The 15,745-nt window shown below is 47.8% G+C and carries 19 protein-coding genes and 2 pseudogenes; 13 read left to right on the forward strand and 8 right to left on the reverse strand.

The annotated features are described in order from the left end of the window. Nucleotides 1–2: 2 nt before the first annotated feature. Nucleotides 3–1,526 carry a glutamate synthase subunit beta gene (locus tag B5G27_RS14035; RefSeq protein ID WP_087179474.1) on the forward strand — a complete coding sequence of 508 codons (1,524 nt, stop codon included), beginning with the start codon at nt 3–5 and terminating at the stop codon, nt 1,524–1,526. Nucleotides 1,527–1,799: 273 nt separating this feature from the next. Beyond that, a complete protein-coding gene (locus tag B5G27_RS14040) occupies nt 1,800–2,840 on the forward strand; it encodes a coiled-coil domain-containing protein (RefSeq protein ID WP_087179475.1) in 1,041 nt (346 codons plus the stop codon). A gap of 205 nt (nt 2,841–3,045) precedes the next feature. Here B5G27_RS14040 and B5G27_RS14045 read toward each other — a convergent pair whose 3' ends face one another. Beyond that, entirely contained in the window at nt 3,046–3,414 is a 369-nt protein-coding gene (locus tag B5G27_RS14045; protein WP_087179476.1) for a VOC family protein, read from the reverse strand. 428 nt (nt 3,415–3,842) lie between these two features. Here B5G27_RS14045 and B5G27_RS14050 point away from each other — a divergent pair, with 428 nt between their 5' ends. The 7 genes and pseudogenes from B5G27_RS14050 to B5G27_RS14080 all read left to right on the forward strand — a co-directional run. Beyond that, on the forward strand, nt 3,843–5,012 hold the full coding sequence (locus B5G27_RS14050) for a C40 family peptidase (RefSeq protein ID WP_087179477.1): 1,170 nt from the start codon (nt 3,843–3,845) through the stop codon (nt 5,010–5,012). 162 nt (nt 5,013–5,174) lie between these two features. After that, nucleotides 5,175–5,636: a GNAT family N-acetyltransferase gene (locus B5G27_RS14055; protein WP_087179532.1), complete on the forward strand. Its 462-nt coding sequence runs from the start codon at nt 5,175–5,177 to the stop codon at nt 5,634–5,636. Beyond that, nucleotides 5,630–6,082 carry a thioredoxin-dependent thiol peroxidase gene (gene bcp / locus B5G27_RS14060; protein ID WP_087179478.1) on the forward strand — a complete coding sequence of 151 codons (453 nt, stop codon included), beginning with the start codon at nt 5,630–5,632 and terminating at the stop codon, nt 6,080–6,082. The genes B5G27_RS14055 and bcp overlap by 7 nt, the downstream gene beginning before the upstream one ends. A 33-nt stretch (nt 6,083–6,115) precedes the next feature. Then, entirely contained in the window at nt 6,116–6,931 is an 816-nt protein-coding gene (locus B5G27_RS14065) for an MBL fold metallo-hydrolase (protein ID WP_087179479.1), read from the forward strand. A 21-nt stretch (nt 6,932–6,952) separates the two neighbouring features. Beyond that, nucleotides 6,953–7,429 (forward strand): DUF1648 domain-containing protein, encoded by a 477-nt coding sequence (locus B5G27_RS14070; RefSeq protein ID WP_087179480.1) that lies wholly within the window; start codon nt 6,953–6,955, stop codon nt 7,427–7,429. A gap of 271 nt (nt 7,430–7,700) precedes the next feature. Then, nucleotides 7,701–8,093: a DUF6483 family protein gene (locus tag B5G27_RS14075; RefSeq protein WP_087179481.1), complete on the forward strand. Its 393-nt coding sequence runs from the start codon at nt 7,701–7,703 to the stop codon at nt 8,091–8,093. Next, nucleotides 8,089–8,640 (forward strand): annotated as a pseudogene (locus B5G27_RS14080) (Fic family protein); the annotation flags it as partial. The gene B5G27_RS14075 and the pseudogene B5G27_RS14080, both read left to right, overlap by 5 nt. 137 nt (nt 8,641–8,777) lie before the next feature. Here the strand turns inward: B5G27_RS14080 and B5G27_RS17095 are convergent. Further along, nucleotides 8,778–8,909, reverse strand: a complete 132-nt coding sequence (locus B5G27_RS17095; RefSeq protein WP_442911432.1) for a helix-turn-helix domain-containing protein — start codon at nt 8,907–8,909, stop codon at nt 8,778–8,780. Here B5G27_RS17095 and B5G27_RS17100 point away from each other — a divergent pair. Beyond that, the gene (locus B5G27_RS17100; RefSeq protein ID WP_242958332.1) at nt 8,880–9,482 is read left to right on the forward strand and encodes an iron-containing alcohol dehydrogenase; all 603 of its coding nucleotides are present in this window, start codon (nt 8,880–8,882) and stop codon (nt 9,480–9,482) included. The two genes, B5G27_RS17095 and B5G27_RS17100, sit on opposite strands and share 30 nt — an antisense overlap. Here B5G27_RS17100 and B5G27_RS17105 read toward each other — a convergent pair. Then, nucleotides 9,453–9,707: pseudogene (locus tag B5G27_RS17105) on the reverse strand (single-stranded DNA-binding protein); the annotation flags it as partial. The gene B5G27_RS17100 and the pseudogene B5G27_RS17105 sit on opposite strands and share 30 nt — an antisense overlap. Before the next feature lie 323 nt (nt 9,708–10,030). Here B5G27_RS17105 and B5G27_RS14090 point away from each other — a divergent pair. Next, nucleotides 10,031–11,074: a hypothetical protein gene (locus B5G27_RS14090; RefSeq protein ID WP_143449741.1), complete on the forward strand. Its 1,044-nt coding sequence runs from the start codon at nt 10,031–10,033 to the stop codon at nt 11,072–11,074. Nucleotides 11,075–11,225: 151 nt separating this feature from the next. On the opposite strand, the gene B5G27_RS14095 is transcribed toward B5G27_RS14090, so the two are convergent. Further along, a complete protein-coding gene (locus B5G27_RS14095) occupies nt 11,226–11,642 on the reverse strand; it encodes a hypothetical protein (RefSeq protein ID WP_087179484.1) in 417 nt (138 codons plus the stop codon). A gap of 9 nt (nt 11,643–11,651) precedes the next feature. Continuing rightward, the gene (locus B5G27_RS14100) at nt 11,652–11,906 is read right to left on the reverse strand and encodes a hypothetical protein (protein WP_087179485.1); all 255 of its coding nucleotides are present in this window, start codon (nt 11,904–11,906) and stop codon (nt 11,652–11,654) included. Between the two features lie 170 nt (nt 11,907–12,076). Between B5G27_RS14100 and B5G27_RS16955 the strand changes: the two genes are divergently transcribed. Continuing rightward, on the forward strand, nt 12,077–12,697 hold the full coding sequence (locus tag B5G27_RS16955; protein WP_087179486.1) for a sugar O-acetyltransferase: 621 nt from the start codon (nt 12,077–12,079) through the stop codon (nt 12,695–12,697). 26 nt (nt 12,698–12,723) lie between these two features. On the opposite strand, the gene B5G27_RS14110 is transcribed toward B5G27_RS16955, so the two are convergent. From B5G27_RS14110 to B5G27_RS14120, 3 genes are read right to left on the reverse strand one after another with little or no spacing between them, the layout of a single operon-like run. Beyond that, complete coding sequence (locus B5G27_RS14110) at nt 12,724–13,440, reverse strand: ABC transporter permease (RefSeq protein ID WP_087179487.1); 717 nt, start codon at nt 13,438–13,440, stop codon at nt 12,724–12,726. Continuing rightward, complete coding sequence (locus tag B5G27_RS14115) at nt 13,437–14,252, reverse strand: ABC transporter ATP-binding protein (RefSeq protein ID WP_087179488.1); 816 nt, start codon at nt 14,250–14,252, stop codon at nt 13,437–13,439. The genes B5G27_RS14110 and B5G27_RS14115 overlap by 4 nt, the downstream gene beginning before the upstream one ends. Then, on the reverse strand, nt 14,249–15,049 hold the full coding sequence (locus tag B5G27_RS14120) for a MerR family transcriptional regulator (protein WP_087179489.1): 801 nt from the start codon (nt 15,047–15,049) through the stop codon (nt 14,249–14,251). Before B5G27_RS14120 ends, B5G27_RS14115 begins: the two co-directional genes overlap by 4 nt. 207 nt (nt 15,050–15,256) lie before the next feature. Here B5G27_RS14120 and ybaK point away from each other — a divergent pair, with 207 nt between their 5' ends. Beyond that, complete coding sequence (ybaK, locus tag B5G27_RS14125; protein ID WP_087179490.1) at nt 15,257–15,736, forward strand: Cys-tRNA(Pro) deacylase; 480 nt, start codon at nt 15,257–15,259, stop codon at nt 15,734–15,736. The last annotated feature ends 9 nt before the right edge of the window (nt 15,737–15,745 follow it).

The raw sequence follows: 15,745 nt of genomic DNA on the forward strand, positions 1-15,745 counted from the left end.
AGATGGGAAAACCGACAGGATTTATGGAATATGAGAGAAAAGATAAGACCGCGGAAGCGCCTTTGGAGAGGATCGGGCATTTCAGAGAGTTCTACACGCCTCTGTCAAAAGAGGAGCAGGAGGTCCAGGGCGCACGCTGCATGGCGTGCGGCGTCCCCTTCTGCCAGTCCGGGCTGAACCTGATGGGCATGGCCAGCGGATGTCCCCTCCACAACCTGGTGCCGGAGTGGAATGACCTGATCTATAACGGGAACTGGGAGGAAGCGTATTACCGTCTCGTCAAGACGAATAACTTCCCGGAATTTACGTCCAGGGTCTGCCCGGCTCTCTGCGAGAATGCCTGCACCTGCGGGCTCAACGAAGAGCCTGTGGCTACAAAGAGCAATGAGTACGCCATCATTGAAAATGCCTTTGAGAAAGGGTACGCAAAGGCTCGTCCGCCCAAGGTGCGCACCGGGAAAAAGGTGGCAGTCATCGGGAGCGGCCCGGCGGGGCTGGCGGCGGCGGACCTTCTGAACCGGAGAGGGCATATGGTGACTGTATTTGAGCGGGAAGACAAGGCGGGCGGCCTGCTGCGCTACGGCATCCCAAACATGAAACTGGAGAAGCAGTATATAGACCGCAGGATCCATATTATGGAAGAAGAAGGGATCGAATTCCGCGTAAACTGTAATGTGGGCAAAGATGTGAAGCCTGCGCAGCTTTTGAAAGAGTATGACAGAGTCATCCTGGCATGCGGTGCGTCTGCTCCGAGAGACATCAAAGCCCCGGGAAGGGATGCCGATGGGATCTATTTTGCAGTAGATTTCCTCAAGTCTACAACAAAAGCTCTGTGGGCAGACGCCGGGCAGACAGAGGCAAAACTGCCCGGACAGATGAAAAAGGGCAGCTATGTCTCCGCGGAGGGCAGGAATGTCCTCGTCATCGGCGGCGGGGACACGGGAAATGACTGTGTGGGAACTGCAATCCGCCACGGGGCCAAGTCCGTGCTCCAGCTGGAGATGATGCCGAAGGCGCCGGACAAGAGGGCAGAGGGGAATCCCTGGCCTGAATGGCCGAAGGTCTGCAAGACGGATTACGGCCAGCAGGAAGCGATCGCAGTCTTCGGACAGGATCCGCGTGTGTATACCACGACTGTGAAAGAATTTGTAAAAGACAAGAAAGGCAGAGTGTGCAAGGCTGTCCTTGTCAGGCTGGAGAGCCGGAAAGACGAGAAGACCGGCAGGATGGTCATGGCGGAGATCCCGGGCAGCGAGTACACCGTGGATGCGGACCTTGTGCTGATCGCGGCCGGATTCCTGGGCAGTGAGAGTTATGTCACAAAGGCATTCGGCGTAGAGGTAAATGAGCGCACGAATGTGAAGACAGAAGCAGGAAAATACGCGACAAACGCAGAGCGTGTGTTTACGGCAGGCGATATGCACAGAGGACAGTCTCTTGTCGTGTGGGCGATCCGGGAAGGACGTGAGGCGGCGAAAGAAGTGGACGAGAGCCTGATGGGGTATACGAACCTGACAGTGCAGTAAGGATATGGCTGAAAGAATAGAAGGAGATGCAGCGGAAAAGGGAGAAGACCGCTGCATCTCCTTTTGCGGTAAGCAGGGAAATATTACGAAAATGTTAATTATATGTTGAAATTATGATATAAATTTATTATAATCTATTACATATCAGAGAAAATAAATCGGATTTCCCCCGCGGATGTATTTTTTTCAGGATTCCTGTTGAAAAACCCTTTTTTCTGTTGTATCATGCATTCTGTGGGGATATAGACAATTTTAATAAGGAAAGGTGAAGAAATGAAGTTAAAGAAAGTACATAGTGCGGTGATCGCCTCAGCTCTTACAGCTTCCATGGTCATAACACCCGTATTTGCTGATCCGACGCAGCAGGAACTGGAGGATCAGAAAGCGAACGCCCAGAGCGAGCTGGAAAATCTCCAGACCGAACTTGACTCGCTGGTCCAGAAAATGGGAGATCTGGAAGATGAACTGATCAGCACCGGTCAGGAGATCACACAGGCAGAGGCGGATCTGGAGGCTGCGGAAGAAAAGAAGGAAGAACAGTACGAGGCGATGAAGCTGCGTATCAAGTTCATGTATGAGTCAGGCACTGGAAGCGCCACGATGGAGAAAGTCATGGGCGCGGGAAATATCTCGGATGTGCTGACTCAGGCGGAGTATTCGGAAAAGGTACATGAATATGACCGCGAACAGCTCCAGGAATATGCAGACACAGTGACTGAGATCGAAAATCTCCAGGCGACACTCGAAGAGGAGATGGCGAATCTCCAGGCGACGGAAGTAGAATATAAAGCTCAGCAGGAGACTCTGAATGAGACGATCGCTTCTAAGCAGGACGAGATTTCCAATCTCGATGAGATGATCCAGGAGGCTGCGAGGAAAGCAGAGGAGGCCCGCAAGGCTGCAGAAGCGGAAGCAGCGCGCCAGCAGCAGTTGCAGCAGCAGACGAATACAGGCGGCGGTTCCGGCGGGGGCACGACTCCTCCGTATAACGCTGTGACAGGAAATGCGGTCGTTGACCGCGCGTACAGCTATATTGGAAATGCGGAATATGTCTGGGGGGCGTGCAGCCCGGGAGCATTTGACTGTTCTGGATTCGTGGCGTACTGCCTGACCGGAAATTACGCGCGGCTCGGCAATACAAATACCTTCCTCGGATGGCCGAGGGTGAGCGATCCGCAGCCAGGAGATGTGTGCGTTAACGCAGGACACTGTGGGATTTACATAGGGAACGGACAGATGATCCACTGCGCGGATGTAGGGATCGGAGTGATCATCGGGCCGGTACAGGCCGGGATGGTATATGTCCGTTATTGATAAGAGGATATTGGGTTCAAGATAAAAGAAAAGTAAAAGAAAACAGGACTCTGTGCGGGAAAGTACAGAGTCCTGTTTTTCTTTTACGCGTGCGCCTGGCGTTACGCCAGTCAGCCACCGTGCCCGTATGAGCGGCTGTCTTCCGTCCGGTTCACTGTCGTCCGTTGTCAGGCTCTCTGTCGTCTGACGTTCTGTCGTCCGGCTCTTATTTCGCCGGGACGATCTCAAGCCAGTATCCGTCCGGGTCTGAGATAAAGTAGATCCCCATGCCGGGATTCTCAAAGCAGATGCATCCCATCTTTTTGTGCTTCTCGTGAGCTGCATCGAAGTCATCGGTGACAAACGCCAGGTGGATCTCGTTATCCCCGAGGTTGTACGGACGGTCCATTTCGCGCAGCCATGTGAGTTCGAGCTGGTGGGGAGTCGTGCCGTCCCCCAGGTAGACCAGCTTAAAGCTGCCGTCCTCGGCTTCCTTTGTCCTGGTCACGGTAAGTCCGAGTGCCTTTTCATAAAAATCCAGAGATTTTTCCAGGTCATAGACGTTCAGGTTGTTATGGGCGAATGTAAATTTCATATTCAGATACCTCCGTTAATTAAAGTGCATTTTCAGGATAACACATCCTCTTCAAAAAATGCAAATATAAGTCGGTGGTGTCAGCGTGAAAGTGGAGTCTCCGTATTTATGAAGTGTCTGTGAAATAGTAACAGTTCAGCCCGCGCCATTCGGAAAACCGCACTGTGTGCTTACTGCGGCTGCCGCCGCTGTTTTCCTCATAAACGGGCGCTCAGCTCATCGGACTGCCCGCTCGAAAAATCATGCGAGCATGATTTTCTCTCCCGCGCAGCCCGATGGCTGAACTGATATGTGAAATATTACAGAAATATTAAAATCGCATTGAAAATCCCGACAGGATTTATTATAATTTTTACATATATTGAAAATGTAATGCACAATTTACTGTGATATAAAGGATGGCTCCTCAGGTCAGGAAAGGAGAAAAGATGAAGTTTAAAAAGATACAGAGTTTATTTTTGGCAGCAGCGCTCGTTTGTTCCATGTGCGTGAGCCCGGTATATGCAGACCCAAGCCAGAGCGACCTGGAAGGGCAGAAGGAAGATGCGCAGAATGAACTGACAGATCTTCAGACAGAACTGAATACACTGATCACAAAGGCGAGCGAGCTGGAGACAGAGCTGATCAATACAGGACAGGAGATCACACAGGCGGAAGCGGACCTCGAGGCGGCGGAAGTGAAAAAAGAAGAGCAGTATGAGTCGATGAAGCTCCGCATCAAATACATGTATGAGTCGGGGAGCGGGACCGCCACGATGGAGAAGGTGCTGACGTCGGGATCTATTTCGGATATGCTCTCCCAGGCGGAATACTCCCAGAAGGTCCATGAGTACGACAGGACACAGCTTCAGGCGTACGCTGACACGATCACAGAGATCGAGGATCTCCAGTCAACGCTTGAGACGGAGATGAAGAATCTGAAAGAGACGGAAGCGGAGTATGAATCACAGCAGGCAGTGCTGACTGAGACGATAAGCTCAAAGAAGGATGAGATCTCCAATCTCGATGAGATGATCCAGGAGGCTGCGAGGAAGGCTGAGGAACAGCGCAAAGCAGCGGAAGCCGCGGCGGCGGAAAAGGATAAAACGCAGAATAATACCGGGACATCCGCCGGAGCGGGATCCGGCGGTACAGCGTCAGGCGGCGCTGCTTCCGGCGGCACAACATCCGGCGGGGCGTCTTCCGGCGGAACATCTTCCGGAGGCGGCACAACATCCGGCGGGAATACAGGGAACAGCGGCGGAAGCCCGGGTTATACCGAACCATCGTATGATACTGTTACGGGAAATGCAGTTGTTGACCGCGCGTACGAATGGCTCGGGAAGGCGGAGTACAGCATGGGCGCATGCAGTCCGGGACTGTTTGACTGCTCCGGGTTTGTGGCGTATTGCCTGACCGGGCAGTATCAGAGGCTGGGAAATACATTTACCTTCCTGGGATGGCCTCAGGTGAGCAATCCTCAGCCTGGTGATGTGTGCGTAAATACGCAGCACTGCGGTATTTACATAGGAAACGGGCAGATGATCCACTGCGCGGATTACGGCATCGGCGTGATCATCGGGCCGGTCCAGAGCGGGATGATCTATGTCCGCTATTAGAAGTGAAAATGTGAAGATAAAGACGGCTCCGCGGCCTGCCGGCTGCGGGGTCTTTTCTTGTCAGACAGAGCGTCGCTGTGTTAGAATAAACGGGAAGCCTGTATGGGAAAACTGTACGCGAAAAAGGCTGAAAGCAGCGGCCAGGAAGGGAGAAGGGTCAAAATGGATATCCGTGGATATGTCAGTCAGGACTGCAGGGAGCTGGCTGAGCTTTTCTATGGCACGGTCCATTCAGTGAATGCCGGGGATTATACGGAAGAACAGCTCGCAGCGTGGGCGGACGGCCGGGTGGATCTGGAAGCGTGGGATCTCTCATTCCGGCGGCATCATACACTTGTGGCTGTCGAGGGCGGGCAGATCACAGGTTTCGGGGATATGGACGATACCGGATACCTGGACAGATTATATGTACACAAAGATTTTCAGCACAGAGGGATCGCCACGGCACTCTGTGATAAACTGGAAGGGGCGGTCAGGGCGCCTCGTTTTACGACCCACGCGTCCATTACGGCAAAGCCATTTTTCGAGAGGCGCGGTTATAAAGCGGTAAAGGAGCAGCAGGTGGAACGAAAGGGAGTCCTGCTTACGAATTATGTGATGATAAAGGAGGAAGGATCATGTTAGAGATCGGAACAAAGGCTCCGGCATTTGAACTGCCGGATCAGGACGGGAATATGCACACACTGGAGGAATACAGGGGGAAGAAGGTGATCCTGTATTTTTATCCGAAAGACAACACGCCCGGATGTACGAAACAGGCGTGCGGGTTCGGGGAACTGTATCCCCAGATCCGGGAGAAGGGAGCTGTCGTGGTCGGTGTGAGCAAAGACAGCGTGGCATCCCACAAGAAGTTTGAGGAGAAGTACGGGCTTCCGTTCACCCTGCTGTCAGACCCGGAGCTTGCCTGCATACAGGCATACGATGTGTGGAAAGAGAAGAACATGTACGGGAAGAAGACAATGGGAGTCGTGCGCACGACTTACCTGATCGATGAGGACGGAGTGATCGTCAAGGCATTCGGCAAGGTCAAGGCAGCGGACAATCCGGCGCAGATGCTCGGGGAACTGTAACCCTCAGACTGGAAAGAGGCGTGGAAAAGCGAAATGAAAGCAACGGTTTTAGTGGACAATATCGGGACGGAGGAACTGCCGGGAGAGTGGGGACTGAGTTTCTTTATCGAATACAGAGGCGTAAAGGTGCTCCTGGACGCCGGAGCTGACGGGCTGTTCGCGGAGAATGCCCGCAGGCTCGGACTCGCTCTGGATGAGGTGGATCATGCGGTGCTCTCCCATGCGCATTATGATCATGCGGACGGGATGGCGGATTTCCTGGCGCAGAATACAAAGGCCAAGCTCTATCTGAGGGAGTCATGTGGAGAGAACTGCTATAAAAAGGAAGCGGACAGGTGGAAATATATCGGTATCCGGGAAGGTCTCCTCGGACAGTATAGAGACAGGCTTGTCCGGGTGTCCGGCGACCTGGAGCTGGAAGAAGGGATGTGGCTGGTCGGCCATAAGACTCCCGGGCTGGAAGAAGCCGGGAAGAGGGAGAGGATGTACCTGCGGGAGAATGACACCTGCACTGTGGATGATTTCTCCCACGAACAGAGCCTTGTGTTTGACACCGGGGATGGGCTGGCAGTGTTTAACAGCTGCTCCCACGGCGGGGCGGATAATATCATCAGGGAAGTGGCGGATACATTCCCGGGCAGGAAGGTCAGGGCAATGATCGGGGGATTCCATCTCCATAATAAGACAGAGGCATATGTCCGAAGCTTTGCGGAAAAGCTGCGGGTAACGGGGATAGAAGAGATCTGGACCGGACACTGCACCGGGGAAGAGGCGTATCATATCCTGCAAGAAGAATTGGGCGGGATCGTCCATCAGCTGGCGGCAGGCGCACAGATCCGTCTCGGATAAGGAGAAAGGGGGAACTCCGGCATGGACGGAAAGATACAGATCAGACACACAGTCCCGGATCGGATCCTGGAGGCAGGTTCACTGCTCCTGACAGCGGGAACGACGCTTTATCTGCTCTTTGGCTGGGATTCTTTCCCGGAACGCATTCCCGCGCACTATAACGCGGCCGGTGAGATCGACAGATGGGGATCGAAAGGCGAACTGATCTTTCTCCCTGTGCTGATGTGGGTCTTTTATATCGGGCTCAGTCTGTTACAGAGGTTCCCGCAGATCTGGAATACGGGCGTGGAAGTGACGGAAGAGAACCGGGAGCGTGTATACCGCATCCTGATGTATATGATCGAGACACTGAAGCTGCTGATAGAAGCAGTGTTTTCGTTCCTGACCGTGTACAGTATGACAGGGAAAGATCTGCCGGGATGGTTTTACCCTGTCTTTATAGGCGGGATATTTGCGGATATGATCTTCTGGCTGGTATGTCTTTCGCGCAGCCGGTGAGATAAGATCCGCTGATGCGGGAGAAGTACAGATCCTGAATGGGCTTCTCCTGAGCGGATTTATTATTGAGGCGGTGGAAGAGGCTCACCCCTCGGAGGACATGATGGGGCTTTCTGAGATGAAAGAAGAGATGAGGCGCCCCATGATGCTGTTGGTGAAAGCGGCGAAGCCGGGGAAACCGGAGAAGCCGCCGCAGCCTGATGCGTCTCGGCAGCTCTGACAGCGTCCGGGGCTGGATCTGTGCAAATAAACGGAAAGGAAAATTTCAGCAATGTTTGAAGAAAAAGATTATTATATGCGGATCGTGCATGAACTGGTCCGCATGCTGATCAGGCTGGTGTTCAATAAGGATATCGACAGGGACGAAGAGGAAGCTGTCCCTCTGGAAGTGCTGGAGAAATATAAAAAGCTGATCTCCATGATCGACGACGGGCAGATCAATGAAGCGGAAAACCTGCTCCTGGATGGGTTGGAGGCGGACAGCAGGGCGTATTTTGAGCTCACGCTCATGTTTTATGAAAAGCTGAACGGAAAGACAGATGAATTCCTTGAGGAGCATGAATATTCCAGGGAGGAAGTCACGGACGGCATCAAGTATGTGGTGGATTTTTATGGGTATGGAAGCCTGATGGATGCGTTTGTGGATGAGAACGCGCTGGGATGATGAAGTTCTCAACGTAGACGATGTGATTGAAACTGCAAATCATTTTCGATGTATTGATATGATTATCGACCATGCAAGGGCAGCTTTGACTGAGAAGTTTATTAAGGAGCTTCATCTGACTTTAAAAAGTGCAACCAGCGATTCCAGAAAAGACTGGTTTGCAGTGGGGGATTATAAGAAATTGCCTAATGAGGTGGGCGGCATGGATACTGCTCTACCCGAAGAAGCTGCCGGTAAGATGAAAGCATTACTGACAGCATATAACGCAAAAGAAGAAAAGACATTTGAAGATATTCTGGATTTCCATGTAAAGTTTGAGCGGATCCATCCGTTTCAGGATGGCAACGGTCGTGTGGGCAGGTTGATTATGTTCAAGGAATGTTTGAAATATAATATCGTTCCATTCATTATTGAGGATAACCTGAAGATGTTCTACTATAGAGGATTGAAGGAGTGGGACAATGAAAAAGGCTATCTGACAGATACCTGTCTGACCGCACAGGACCGATATAAGGTGTATTTGGACTATTTCAGAATCCCGTATTAAATAAATAATTTTCAAAGTATCAAAAGTTAGTTCCGATAATTGATAATTTCGGATTATAAGAAGCTTTCATGTATGACAGCGTGAAAGGATATGCAAATGAGTACGATTTTATCAAAACAGGCAATTATATGTGTATGTTATTTTGTGAACTCCCGCGGTGACTGATGATAATACTCCCTGAAAGCTTTATAGAAATTGCTGCTGTTGCTGTAACCCAGCATGGCGGCGATTTCTTCCACGTGCTGTTTGGCGCAGGTCAGCTTGGGCATCTGCACGAGGAAACGCTGCCAGGGAAAAAGGCGCTGATCGTCACTTCTAACGGTCAGTCTGCAAAAAAGTACGGCTATCTTGCCCGCGTGGAAAAGGAACTGGATCTGGCTGGAGTGGGTCACGTCCTGTTTGATGAGATCCGTCCCAATCCCACCCGTGAGAATGTCATGGACGGAGCAAAAGCGGTCAGGGATAACAGCTGTGATTTTGTGCTGGCCCTGGGCGACGGTTCCGTCATGGACTGCGCAACCACCAGGGGCGCCGCCGGAATATCCGTCATTCATATTGCGGCCAATGGCCGAGCGGTTATTCGGGCCGTTATTGCCTGCATATGCGCCGCCGGATGGATTCCCATTTGGAGTGTGGTTGTTCTGTCCGCCGCCGTTTGCGTAATTACCACCTTGGTTATTTCCGTTCGGCTGATAGTTACCGTTCTGCCCCGGGTTAGAGTCCTGCCCGGAATTCTGACGATTAGACAGACAAAATTCCCAGTTCTCTACATAGCAGTTCAGATTCAGACCAGGCTGCCCTGCCTTTTCGCCCTGCTGATAAATAAAGGCGTTTGCCTTTAAATCTCCACGAATCTGCAGACAGGTGCCTTTCATTACTTTGGCTTTTAACAGCCGGTCTGCCAAGCTCTTGTTAAAATAACACTGAACGAACATGGCATTTTCTTTCCCGTCCGGACTATACTGCGGAACAGCGATATCAAGTGAGATATATTCTGTACCGGTTTTAGCCTGCCGCATCTCTGGATTTGTTGTGGGCCTTCCTGAAAAAATTGTGAATAGTGACATAGTGATTCTCCTTTCTGCCTTCTGGCAATAAAATAATTTTGTGAAATAAAAAAAGTGCCATAAAAAGGCGGATTACGCCAATTTATGACACTAATTTCCAAACATAAACTACATGTGCTCTGGATGAATTGTCCAGACTCCCTTTCAGGGAAACACAAAAAATAAGTACAAAATCATGATAACACAATATATTGATTGAGTCAACAAGATGATGACTATATATAGATGCTTGCAACCCGATCAATAGTAATGAACAGAAAAATTGATAACAGATGATATCAGTTAGGGAATTATTGTACAAAATTGTGGAAAATGATATAATCATGGAAGAATATTTTGAGATAGGAATGAGGAGTATGGGGATTTATCTCTTAGCAGTTGCTACTAATTCAGTAGAGGTAGAGAATATTACACAGCAAGCAGCAAATTCGGATTCGTTTTGGAATGCAACGAATATTTTGGTGAATGTTCTAATAGCTATAATATCTGCTATGATAGCATGGAGAGTAGCAAAAGTTAACACTAATGCGAAAACACTGTCCTATAGAGTGAGTATGTATCCTATTTTAGATTATAAGTTTCAATCCAAAAACGGGGGCGTACCATTAAAAGAGATTAAAATAATGTATAATGGGGCCGTCTTGCCCAATCCATGTTTAGTTTTTTTAGAGATTACAAATACTGGGAATAAAGGTATAGAAAACCCACCTATTCTCATCAGTAATAATGAAGAAATTGAAATGATTCCTTTAGAAATAGAAAATGTTCCCAAAGGATTTATTTGGAAGATAGAATCGGAAAATGAGTATTCTTGCAAAATATCAGCATCGTTGATTAATTCAAAACAGAAACTACGAGCTAGCTTTTTTATGAGTGAAAATCCTAAAAATCCACTGGAGTTCTCTTGTGCTATGTGTGATCTTTCGTGTCATGAAGTAACTGGAAGCATGGAGAAGACTAAGAAAACAAAATCAGATTTTAAAGTACCATATGGAGCAGCTTTAGGGGGAATAGCCCTTTTACTAATTTTTTTAATGCAAACAGAATTAGTATACAATTTGAAAAGGATTTTCTCCCGAAACTTTGGCGTGATCGATTTTGGTTTTGATATATATATTATTGCAATACCAATATTTGCAGCAATTTTATCTTGGGCGATTCCAAGAAGATTTAATGCATTGATAATGGAACATCGATTAATAGGAAGTGGAATAGCAGCAACCTTTTTTTGTACGGCATCAATATTATTATATATGATTTTACAAAATATCTTTTTTTCGGGTTTTAGAATACAAATAATTATAGCTATCATTACAATAGTGTTATATTCAAGCGTAATACATGTAATACATATTATGAAAAAGTAATAAAGACGAAGCAGGTCATATTTGCAAATTGACTTGCTCCGTTTTTATTTAAAATGTGAATAGATTAATTATTTATTCTTGAGGGATTTGTTTCATATGCAGCTAGCACCCATTTCCTTTCAATATTATTGATTTTTATTTGATTTTCTGCCTATGATACGATCTCTTCAAATCCTAACAAATTCGATGTTGATGTGTCCATCGCTTCAGTACCACTGGAATTCTTGCGAAAATATAGTTTATAACGATGACCTTCCAGCAGCTTTATACTTTTCTCAAATGTGAAATGATATTCTTTCCCCTCATCTGACTTAAATGTAATCTGCTGACTCTTCTTAAAAAGGGAAGGCGCTCTTTTTTTACATATCCCGGAAAGGACATAATAAGATCCGGATCTGATATCTTTTAACAGGAGCAAGAAACGGATCAGGCTGCAGGCACCAATGAGGATACTCAGCATCAGAAGAATACGGTCTCCATTGGTCAGACCATAGATACTTCCGCCCAGTAAACAAAGAAAGCCGATTGCAGCAACTGCAACCAGCTTTGAAAATAATGGTTTTGGCATAATAACTCCTTATCTTTGAAAAATAATCTGTTTCTTCAGGTATAAGTTCGCAATTCCTTCAAGAACTGGATAGTGGACATGATTCAGAGCAGCCGGTTCTATATATTCCGGACTGTCAGCTTCATCAATGCTGTAAGCATCTGCAGAAACCGGCATAGGTGTCAGACCCGGAAGCTCTGGTAAAGAGGAAGGATCTACAAACCCGATCAGCTCGCCTACTGAGAAGGAAAGATGCTGTGTCAGTTTTAAGATCAGTGCCTCCATAGGTGTATTCTTTGGGCGTTTCACATAATGAGGTATCCTGTAAAAAGGAAGACGTCCACTTAGCCATAGTTTGAGGCAGGCAGGAAAATCAGAAGATGCCTTGTAGACATGGAAAGAGAGAAAATGGTACACTGTGGGAAAGAAAGACAGACCGTAAAGGAGGATCGGAGATGACAGAAAAAGAGCGGATGCTTTCAGGAAAACTGTACTGCCCGTTTAAGGTCGGGGACAATACATGGGAGAAGAGCCGGGAAGTGCTGGAAAAGTTTAACTCCATGCCATGGCATCAGGAGAAGGAGAGGATGCAGCTTTTGCGGGAAATATTCGGGCATCTGGAGGAAGATGCTGTGATCGTCCCGCCGTTTTACTGTGATAAAGGGACTCAGATTTATATCGGAAAGCATTTTTATGCAAACACAGGATTGCTCATCCTGGACGAGGCGGATGTAAGGATCGGGGACCATGTATTTATCGCGCCCAGAGTATGCATCTATACCGCAGGGCATCCGATCGATGCGGATGTGCGCAGGATGGATCTGGAATATGCGAAGGGAGTGACCATTGGAAATGATGTATGGATCGGCGGCAATACCGTGATCAATCCGGGAGTGACTATTGGAAATAACGTTGTGATCGGCTCCGGGTCAGTGGTGACCAGGGACATACCGGATCAGGTGATCGCTGCGGGATGCCCGTGCAGAGTGATCAGGAAGATCACGGAAGAGGACCGGGAATACTGGACGCAGCAGGCGGAAGAGTATTTTGCGGATGAGGATATCCGCGGGGAGTGATCTTTCCAAAACCTTTGTCTTCCGCCCTATTTGGATTTTTGTCTGTTCAAAAGTATTGCACATATTATTGCTGCCGCACAGAATACAAGGATTAAGTACCATAGATTTTCAAGGCAAAAACCATGATCTGACATCAACCGGTATCCCCAGGAAGCGGGGAAAATACGCCCTAATGCTTTAAGAAAACCGGGCAGCAAGCCGGCAGGGAACATAATCCCCGAAAGCATGATCGAGGGTAAAAACACAAGCTGTGCTGTCATTGTCAGCTTTGCCTGACTTTTTACAGCCAACCCTAAGATACTTCCAATACTCAGCGACACAATGATGTATATGGCAAGTGCAAGAAAGAAAAACGGAAGCTGTTTCGGCAAAGCCGCCTCAAACAGTATCGGGGCAAGCAGCAGTATAATGGCGCAGCTGATCGTCAAATGCACAAATGCAGAAAGGAACATTGTAACAAGACCTGAATATAAAGGTACTCCATTTGCTTTATAACACTTTTTTACATCACTTCCATAAGTTTCGATCAACGATGGCGGCAGCCCGATAAACGCTCCCATGGAAACGTTCATCACGATCATAGATTGTATCAGCGTGCTCCTCATTTCAGGCATAACCGAAGTGAAAATACCGCCCATAAGAAGAAAGAAGATCAGCGGAACGATATAGCAGGTCACAAGCAAAGATCTGCTGCGGATATCCAACTTCCACTGTAATGCTATGCCATATAAAAAACCGTTCATTCTGTTTTCCTCCCTGCAATTTCGATAAAATGCTGTTCCAGCGTGCCGCGATCAACTCTAATATCTGATACATGGATCTTTTTCTGCTTTAATTCGCCCAGTAAGGAAATCAAAGTGTCTTCGATATTGTCTGTTTCAAAAGTGCTGTCTCCCTGCTGCGTCCTGATATGGATAAAATATTTTCTCCCGACCCTGTCGGTCAGCTCCGAGGCTGTACCGCAAAAAACAATATTTCCGTTATTCAAAATGGCAATGCGGTCACATAGAGTTTCTACTTCCGCCATATCATGACTTGCCAGGACGATTGTTTTTCCGTGTGATCTGAGATCCCGGATCTGTCTGTGGAGTGACAGTCTTCCCTCAACATCAAGTCCCGCAGTCGGCTCATCGAGAAAAATGATATCGGGATCGCCGATAAGTGCAAGAGCAAGATGCAGCCGTCTTTTCTGCCCTGTGGATAATTGGATATACTGTTTTTTTTCCATTTCTTTGATACCAAGATCATTAAGCATGGTATCATCGATTTTTGTTTTCTTCCATTTTGCAAACAGCTTTACAGCCTCCAGCGGCCTGATGTGGGCGGGCAAAGATGATGACTGCAGCTGGATCCCCGTTTCCCCGTTTACAGTGACCGCACCGCTGTCATATTTTCTCAGGCCTTCGATGCATTCAAGCGCTGTTGTTTTACCTGCTCCGTTTACGCCGAGCAGAGCGAAAATTTCTCCTTTTTCAATCTGGAGATCAAGTCCTTTAAGAACCGTATGACTGCCGTAACTTTTCTTTAATCCGCGAACTTGTATTGCGTCTTTCACGGTTTCACCCCCTCAAAGGGATCTGTCCCAAGTCTTGAAAAGTAGACTTGCAAAGCCGGACCCACATAATCATTAACGATTTTCTGCCTTTCTTCCCAGGCATTTGTGGCAGTATCAATGTTACCGACTTCCATCAATTTCGGAAGCATACTCATGTCGCCGTTTGTAAACTCCACGATCAGGCCCCAATATTCTTTAATAACTTTCTGGCATTTTTCGCTTTCAGGCGGCAGATTTTCTTTTTGAAGCTGTACGATTTCATCACTCAGGCGGTTAAACCTGTCCATAAAATCCAAGCCGCTTTCCTTATCAAATTGACTGCGTATATGGTCGAGCGTATCATCGTCGAAACGCTTGATAAGAGGATAAAACTCATTTTTCATCTGCATGTTGACAATAATATCGGCATACTTCTTAAAGTTGACCGTCTGCATCTGTAACACTTCTGCTTTTAACTGTTCTATCGCTGACAACGAAGCCTGAAGCTGTTCTATTTTCCGGCGGATATCATCTGCCTGCTCTGTAAGGGCATTTGCAACATCAGCCGGTGTTTCCATAGAGGTCAGCCGCTCTTTTATATCAACCAGAGAAAAGCCCAGCGATTTCAGAGACAGGATCTGATGAAGTGTGATCAGGTCTTTATCGGTATAAAGCCTGCGTCCGCCTTCACTTTCTGCCGATGGAGAAAGCAGTCCTTCTTTATCGTAGTATTGCAGAGTGCGGACGGTAACTCCCATTTTCTTTGCTACTTCGCCAACTGTCATAAACCCTTGCGGGATTGCTCTGTATTTTGCCATAACTCTTTACCTCCTGACACCTATTATAGATCATTACGCGGCGTCACAAACAAGACCTTTTTATGTATCAGTTTATCCATCAGGCTGAACGCCCGTGTAAATGCACTTGTCCGTTGAAAAATCCTCCGTTATAATATATTCGCATATATATCTGTGAACAATGAGGAAAAGAAGAATTTTATAATGCCATTGAAAGGATGGATTTTTATGTCAAAGAATAATGACAAGACGAATGTCATGCGCATATTGGACCAGAAAAAGATTCCCTATACCAGCCACAATTATCTCAATACCGGGGCAGTCAGCGGTACGGAAGTCGCGGAAGCGCTCGGGGAGGACCCTGACATGGTATTTAAGACACTGGTCACGGTAGGAAAGTCAAAGACAAATTATGTGTTTGTCGTACCGGTGAATAAAGAGCTGAACTTAAAAAAAGCCGCGCAGAGCGTAGGGGAAAAGAGCATCGAGATGATCAGGTCAAAAGAGCTCCTTCCCCTGACCGGGTATATCCACGGCGGCTGCTCTCCCATCGGGATGAAGAAGCAGTTTAGGACAGTCATCGACAAGAGCGCTCAAAAGCAGGAGAGGATCATTTTCAGCGGAGGGAAGATCGGGTATCAGGTAGAGCTGACGTTAAAAGACCTGGAGAAAGTGATCCGCTTCCAGCTGGAGGATGTAGCTGAATAAATCGTAATT

This window comes from Lachnoclostridium sp. An76 (genome assembly GCF_002161355.1).
GTDB lineage: Bacteria > Bacillota > Clostridia > Lachnospirales > Lachnospiraceae > Mediterraneibacter > Mediterraneibacter caccavium.

Bases quoted from the DNA above. Each gene is read 5' to 3' on its own strand.
- B5G27_RS14120 (WP_087179489.1), bottom strand. From the start codon at position 15,049: ATGGCAAAATACAGAGCAATCCCGCAAGGGTTTATGACAGTTGGCGAA.
- B5G27_RS14065 (WP_087179479.1), top strand. From the start codon at position 6,116: ATGAAAGCAACGGTTTTAGTGGACAATATCGGGACGGAGGAACTGCCG.
- B5G27_RS14050 (WP_087179477.1), top strand. From the start codon at position 3,843: ATGAAGTTTAAAAAGATACAGAGTTTATTTTTGGCAGCAGCGCTCGTT.
- B5G27_RS17095 (WP_442911432.1), bottom strand. From the start codon at position 8,909: ATGCCCAAGCTGACCTGCGCCAAACAGCACGTGGAAGAAATCGCCGCC.
- B5G27_RS14110 (WP_087179487.1), bottom strand. From the start codon at position 13,440: ATGAACGGTTTTTTATATGGCATAGCATTACAGTGGAAGTTGGATATC.
- B5G27_RS14045 (WP_087179476.1), bottom strand. From the start codon at position 3,414: ATGAAATTTACATTCGCCCATAACAACCTGAACGTCTATGACCTGGAA.
- B5G27_RS14070 (WP_087179480.1), top strand. From the start codon at position 6,953: ATGGACGGAAAGATACAGATCAGACACACAGTCCCGGATCGGATCCTG.
- B5G27_RS14095 (WP_087179484.1), bottom strand. From the start codon at position 11,642: ATGCCAAAACCATTATTTTCAAAGCTGGTTGCAGTTGCTGCAATCGGC.
- ybaK (WP_087179490.1), top strand. From the start codon at position 15,257: ATGTCAAAGAATAATGACAAGACGAATGTCATGCGCATATTGGACCAG.
- bcp (WP_087179478.1), top strand. From the start codon at position 5,630: ATGTTAGAGATCGGAACAAAGGCTCCGGCATTTGAACTGCCGGATCAG.
- B5G27_RS14075 (WP_087179481.1), top strand. From the start codon at position 7,701: ATGTTTGAAGAAAAAGATTATTATATGCGGATCGTGCATGAACTGGTC.
- B5G27_RS16955 (WP_087179486.1), top strand. From the start codon at position 12,077: ATGACAGAAAAAGAGCGGATGCTTTCAGGAAAACTGTACTGCCCGTTT.
- B5G27_RS14040 (WP_087179475.1), top strand. From the start codon at position 1,800: ATGAAGTTAAAGAAAGTACATAGTGCGGTGATCGCCTCAGCTCTTACA.
- B5G27_RS14035 (WP_087179474.1), top strand. From the start codon at position 3: ATGGGAAAACCGACAGGATTTATGGAATATGAGAGAAAAGATAAGACC.
- B5G27_RS14055 (WP_087179532.1), top strand. From the start codon at position 5,175: ATGGATATCCGTGGATATGTCAGTCAGGACTGCAGGGAGCTGGCTGAG.
- B5G27_RS14100 (WP_087179485.1), bottom strand. From the start codon at position 11,906: ATGGAGGCACTGATCTTAAAACTGACACAGCATCTTTCCTTCTCAGTA.
- B5G27_RS14090 (WP_143449741.1), top strand. From the start codon at position 10,031: ATGGAAGAATATTTTGAGATAGGAATGAGGAGTATGGGGATTTATCTC.